We start from the raw sequence: 6473 nt of genomic DNA on the forward strand, positions 1-6473 counted from the left end.
ACGTGAGGGGCCTACACCATTTGGTCTACGAGGTCGTGGACAACAGCATCGACGAGGCTCTCGCCGGGGTATGTGACACCGTGGCCATCACTATCGGGAAGGACGGCAGTGTCACTGTAGAGGACAACGGGAGAGGCATTCCCGTCGATATACATCCCAGGGAAGGCAAACCCGCGGTCGAGGTGGTCCTCACAATCCTCCACGCAGGAGGTAAGTTCGGCGGCGGGGGATACCGCGTGTCCGGAGGACTTCACGGAGTTGGTCTGTCTGTAGTGAACGCTCTGTCCGAGCAGCTTGAAGTGTGGGTCAAGCGGGATGGGGCAGTGCACTATCAGAAGTACCAGAGGGGAGTCCCCGTCGGCCCCCTTGAGATCATTGGGGAGACGACCGAGAGCGGGACCACAGTCAAGTTCAAGCCCGACGCGTCCATCTTCGAGACAGTGGAATTCAGCTTCGACGTCCTGAGCCACAGAATGCGCGAATTCGCCTTCCTGTCACGCGGCATCCGTATATTGCTGAGGGACGAGCGAGACGGAAGAGAACAGGTCTTTCAGTATGACGGGGGCATCCAGTCTTTCGTCGAGCATATGAACAGGGCCAAGGATCCGGTGCATCCAGAGGTCATCTACATCGCAAAGGAACTGCCCAAGGTTTCGGTCGAAGTGGCGCTCCAGTACAACGACGGGTACAACGACAACACCTTCTGCTTCGCCAATTACGTGAACACAGTCGATGGTGGGACACACCTATCAGGCTTCAGAGCCGCATTGACCAGGACGATAAACGACTACGCCCGCAAAATCGGCGCGGTTCGGGACAACGAAGAGAACCTGACGGGCGACGATGTCCGTGAGGGCCTCACCGCCGTCCTCAGCGTCAAGCTGGAGAACCCTCAGTTCGAGGGGCAAACCAAGGCGAAACTGGGTAACAGCGAGATAAAGGGCATTGTTGAGTCGGTCGTCGCGGAAGGCCTGGCAACCTACTTCGAGGAGACGCCCGGTACTGCCAAACGGATTGTGGACAAGTGTGTCTCCGCTGCCCGAGCCCGGGAAGCCGCACGCAAGGCCAAGGAACTGACCAGGAGGAAATCCGCACTGGAGGTGTCAGCTCTCCCAGGGAAGCTCGCAGACTGTTCTCTCAGAGATGCAGATGTCTGCGAGATCTACATCGTGGAGGGTGACTCCGCCGGGGGGTCCGCGAAGCAGGGCCGGGACCGCCGGTACCAGGCGATAATGCCTTTGCGGGGAAAGATCATCAACGTGGAGAAGGCCAGGCTCGATAAGATCCTGGCGAACGAGGAGATCAGGGCGATCATAACCGCCCTCGGCACGGGGGTGGGGGAGGATTTTGATCTCTCGAAGCTCAGGTACGGAAAGATAATACTCATGACAGATGCAGACGTGGACGGAGCCCACATACGAACGCTGCTCCTCACGTTCTTCTTCCGATACATGAGGCCGCTGATCGAAAACGGGAATGTCCTCATAGCCCAACCTCCTCTCTTCCAGGTGAGGCAGGGGAAGAAGGAATACTACGCCTACAGCGACGAGGAGCTTCAGACGCTGCTCAGCCGCATAGGCCGGAACGGGCTTTCGATCCAGCGGTACAAAGGTCTCGGTGAGATGAATGCGGAGCAGTTGTGGGAGACCACGATGAACCCTGAATCCCGGACCATGCTCCGGGTGACTCTCGAGGACGCGTACGCGGCCGAGCAGATCTTCTCCACCCTGATGGGTGATCAAGTGGAGCCCAGGCGTGAGTTCATCGAGAGCCATGCGAGATACGCCACTGATATTGACGTTTGAGGTGTTGATGGTTGACAGAAATTGTTGACGGGAAAGTAGTCCCCATAGACATAGAAGATGAAATGCGGAAGTCCTACCTGCTCTACTCGATGAGTGTCATCGTGGGGCGGGCGCTTCCTGATGTTCGGGACGGGCTGAAGCCGATCCACCGCAGGATCCTCTATGCCATGCAAGACCTCGGGCTGACGGCGGACAAGGCCTACCGCAAGTCTGCGACGGTCGTGGGGGAAGTTATGGGCAAGTACCACCCCCATGGAGATGCGGCGATATATGACGCCATGGTCCGAATGGCCCAGGACTTCTCCTACCGCTACATGCTGGTGGACGGGCACGGGAACTTCGGGTCTGTGGACGGGGACCCCCCTGCGGCCATGCGTTACACCGAGGTGAGGATGGCCAGGATCGCCGCGGCGATGCTTTCGGACATCGACAAGGATACGGTGGACTTCATCCCCAATTTCGACGAGTCCCTGAAGGAGCCCACGGTTCTGCCGGCGAGGTTCCCCCAACTGCTTGTGAACGGGTCTGCAGGTATCGCCGTCGGGATGGCCACCAACATCCCCCCGCACAACTTGGCCGAGGTGATAGACGGCACCATCATGCTAATCGACAACCCCGATATCACGGTCGAAGACCTGATGGCCCGCATCCCCGGGCCCGACTTCCCCACAGGCGGGCTGATCTTGGGGACAGACGGGATACGGGAGGCATACCAGACAGGCCGTGGAAGTATCCGGGTCAGGGCGAGGGTCGGGATCGAGCCGATGGGCGGAGGAAGGCACCGTCTGGTGGTGAATGAGCTTCCGTTCCAGGTGAACAAGGCGAGGCTGATCGAGAAGATCGCTGAGCTGGCTCGCGACCGGCAGGTGGATGGGATAACCGACCTCCGGGACGAATCCGACAGGTCGGGGATGCGCATAGTCATCGAGCTACGCCGCGACGTGAATCCCAACGTTGTGCTGAACCAACTCCTGAAGCACACACCCATGGAGATTACATTCGGTGTGATAATGCTGGTGCTGGTCAACAACGAGCCCAGAATACTGAATCTCAAGGAAGTGCTCTCACACTACATCGCCCATCAGAAGGACGTTGTCACCAGGCGGACCCGGTACGATCTGGCGCGGGCGGAAGAACGGGCGCACATCCTCGAAGGCCTCATCGTGGCCTTGGACCATCTCGACGAAGTGATCGCACTAATACGTGCCTCTAGTACCCCCGACACAGCTCGGGCAGGCCTGATGAAGAGCTTCGGGCTCTCTGAAAAGCAGGCACAGGCCATCCTGGACATGAGGCTACAGAGGCTCACCGGACTCGAAAGGCAGAAGATCGAGGATGAGCACAAAGAAGTCCTCGCCCTCATGAAGAAGCTCCGGGACATCCTCGGGAGTGAGCGCCTCCTGCTTGGCGTCATAAAGCGGGAGCTCAAGGAGATCCGTGACAAGTTCGGAGACGCCCGGCGTACGGCGATTACGGAGGCGGCAGAGAAGCTCGATGTCGAGGACCTCATAGCCAGAGAGGACATCATAGTGACCATGAGCCATCAGGGTTATATCAAACGGTTGCCCACCAACACTTACCGCGCGCAGCGGAGGGGCGGCCGAGGGGTTACTGGGATGAACACCAAGGGAGAGGACTTCGTGGAGCACCTGTTCATAACATCGACCCACGACACCATCCTCTTCTTCACGAACAAAGGAAAGGTATACAGCCTCAAAGGCTACGAGGTACCCGAGGCTCAGAGGCAGGCCAGGGGGACGGCCATCGTCAACTTGGTCAATGTGGAGCCTGGTGAGACGGTCACGGCGGTGGTTCCAGTCTCCGAGTTCAGGGATGACTCCTATGTGGTCATGGCAACTCAGAGGGGGACAGTCAAGAAGACCTCTGTGGCGGATTTCTCCGCCATCCGGAAAGCGGGCATAATCGGGATATCCCTTGCTCCAGATGACGAGCTGATAGGGGTCCGGCTCACCGGCGGGCGGGATGAGATCCTTCTCGTGACGAGCAACGGCATGTCCATTCGGTTTCACCAGGACGAAGTCAGGCCGATGGGCAGGACCGCTGCTGGCGTCAAAGGCATCGAACTCAGGCCTGGCGATCTAGTCGTTGGAATGGACATAGCCCGGGACGACTCAGACGTGCTGGTGATCACCAAGGGTGGGTTCGGAAAGAGGACCGCTGTGTCCGACTATCGCAGCCAGCACAGGGGGGGTGTGGGCATCAAGACCATGCACGTTACTCAGAAAACCGGCCCGATTGTCGGAGTCAAGCTCGTCCCGGAGGAGGACGAACTCGTCATAGTCACCACAAACGGGTATGTAATTCGGCTCGCAGTTGCGGATATCCGGCGGATCGGAAGGAACACTCAAGGTGTAAAGGTCATGGCCCTCGAGCCTGACGACGCCGTGGTCTCCGTGGCCAGATTAGCCGTGAAAGGTTCCGAGGATGCGTCAGCATGAACGCGCACATCGAGATGATGGACCAGGCCGGGGATGCGGGGTTCCGCATCACGGCCAGGTCGCTGCCTGCGCTGTTCGAGGGAGCGGGTCTCGCTCTCTCCAGTCTCATACTCCCCGGGACCCGGGCTCGTCTCGAGACTGCTGAAAGACTGAGCATCGCCGCGTCCGACCTCGAGTGTCTTCTGGTATCCTTTCTCAACGAACTCATCTTTCTCTTCGACCACAGAACCTTTGTCGCGGGCGCATTCGATCTTAGCGTAGTAGACTCCACCGCTGCCACAGGGGATAGTAACGAGAACCATCCCAGGGTCCGCCTGCTGGGCGAGACCTGGGGGGAGTTGCTCGGAGACGCACCCGCGGACTTGGACCGGCGGACCGGTCCTGTTCCTAAAGGAGTATCGTACCATCTTCTGGAAGCCCGGCAACGCCCTGACGGCTTGTGGTATGCACAGTTCGTAATTGACACGTGACCGGTGGTGGGAGGTGCGGAACATGCCCGAAGACTACTGGAAGGGCCCACTTGAAAAGGTAGACGAGTACAGATGGCGCGTGCCCACGGCCTACAAGCCGGGAATGAAGGTAGACGGGATCGCGTTTGCTGACGCTGCCGGGATCGAGGCGGCGAGGCGTGGTGACGCTCTCGAGCAGCTGGCGAATTCTGCGTGTCTTCCGGGAATCCAAGTCGCCGCCCTGGCGATGCCGGACATCCACTCCGGGTACGGGTTCCCCATAGGCGGCGTCGGGGCCACGGACGCTGAAACCGGAGTGATCACCCCAGGTGGAATCGGCTTCGATATCAACTGCGGTGTTAGGCTTCTCAGGACCAACCTATCCGCTAGGGAGGTCACTCCCCATGTCCAGAGACTCGTGGACCGGCTGTACCGCGACATCCCGTCCGGCACGGGGTCCAAAGGGCCGATCAAACTGGACGCGGAGGAGGTCCGCAAGGTCCTGGAGGAAGGGGCGGCCTGGGCGGTCAGGGCGGGGTACGGATCGGAAGAGGACCTGGAATACACCGAGGAGCGCGGCAGAATGAACGGTGCGGATGCCCGAGCGGTAAGCGAACGGGCTATCCAGAGGGGAATGCCTCAATTGGGCACCATGGGTTCCGGCAACCACTTCCTGGAGATCCAGGTCGTCGAGGAGGTAATCGACCCCGGGGCGGCACAGGCTTTCGGGCTCTACGAGGGACAGGTTGTGATCATGATCCACTCCGGCTCACGGGGACTCGGACATCAAGTATGCACTGACTACCTGGAATCGATGCAGGGGGCGGTGGCCAAGTATGGCATCAGTGTGCCCGACCGCCAGCTTGCGTGCGCTCCGCTCAAGTCCCCTGAGGGTGCGCGCTACTTCGCGGCTATGGCGTGTGCGGCGAATTTCGCGTGGGCAAATCGTCAGTGCATAATGCACTGGACCAGGCAGGCGGTGGCCAGTGAGCTTGGCTCGACGCCTTCGGCCCTTGGCATGACCCTCCTCTACGACGTGTGCCACAACATCGCGAAACTCGAGGATCATGTAATACAGGGGCGCCGCACCCGGGTCCTGGTCCACAGGAAGGGCGCCACGAGGGCGTTTCCTCCCGGACATCCAGACGTCCCGGCGGCCTACAGGCGGGTGGGCCAACCAGTGATAGTCCCGGGTGATATGGGAAGGAACTCCTATGTTCTGCTGGGTACGGAGAGAGCCATGCAGATTGCGTTCGGTTCGACATGCCACGGGGCCGGTAGGCTCATGAGCAGGAACGAGGCCTTGCGCAACCGGAAGGCGGATGAGGTTCGTGAGGCACTCAGGGAGGCCGGGGTCTATGCACGGGCGGCAAGCCGGGGGTCGCTCGTGGAGGAGGCTCCGGAGGCCTACAAGGATGTAAACGACGTAGTGAACATCACCCATAAGGCGGGGATATCCCTCAAAGTGGCCAAACTTCGCCCGCTTGGGGTGGTGAAGGGGTAGGTCAGGGGCAACGCCAGAGCCTGAAGTCTCCCATGTATACTCCAGAAAGCATCGGGCGAGTTCGAGGCTGGGTAGAGAGACGAGTCTTTCAGAATATGTAGTCGGCGTGGCGCCCCGGATGCCCCAGAGGTCAGGCGGGAGGTGCGGGGCGCTCTACATCATGCGCCTCCAGCCTCACCAACGCTGACAGGGGCTAGCTCATTGCCGGAAGGGTACCCTTGACAGAGACCAAGCAAATTTTGCCCGAAGGAAGTAT

General features: G+C 59.9%; 4 protein-coding genes. All 4 read left to right on the forward strand.

Annotation, left to right across the window (positions count from 1 at the left end):
* Positions 1 to 1805 (forward strand): DNA topoisomerase (ATP-hydrolyzing) subunit B (gene gyrB / locus NUW23_12620; GenBank protein MCR4427008.1); only part of this gene is annotated, 1805 nt, incomplete at its 5' end.
* A gap of 11 nt (positions 1806 to 1816) precedes the next feature.
* Complete coding sequence (gene gyrA, locus NUW23_12625) at positions 1817 to 4264, forward strand: DNA gyrase subunit A (GenBank protein ID MCR4427009.1); 2448 nt, start codon at positions 1817 to 1819, stop codon at positions 4262 to 4264.
* Positions 4261 to 4734: an archease gene (locus tag NUW23_12630; protein MCR4427010.1), complete on the forward strand. Its 474-nt coding sequence runs from the start codon at positions 4261 to 4263 to the stop codon at positions 4732 to 4734. Before gyrA ends, NUW23_12630 begins: the two co-directional genes overlap by 4 nt.
* A gap of 22 nt (positions 4735 to 4756) precedes the next feature.
* Positions 4757 to 6217, forward strand: coding sequence for an RtcB family protein (locus NUW23_12635; GenBank protein ID MCR4427011.1), 1461 nt, complete (start codon positions 4757 to 4759; stop codon positions 6215 to 6217).
* Positions 6218 to 6473: the final 256 nt, after the last annotated feature.

The organism is Bacillota bacterium (assembly GCA_024655925.1).
Classification (GTDB): domain Bacteria; phylum Bacillota; class DTU025; order DTU025; family JANLFS01; genus JANLFS01.

What these genes read in the sequence shown, in the direction of transcription:
- NUW23_12635 (MCR4427011.1), top strand. Translation starts at nt 4,757, where the DNA reads ATGCCCGAAGACTACTGGAAGGGCCCACTTGAAAAGGTAGACGAGTAC.
- NUW23_12630 (MCR4427010.1), top strand. Translation starts at nt 4,261, where the DNA reads ATGAACGCGCACATCGAGATGATGGACCAGGCCGGGGATGCGGGGTTC.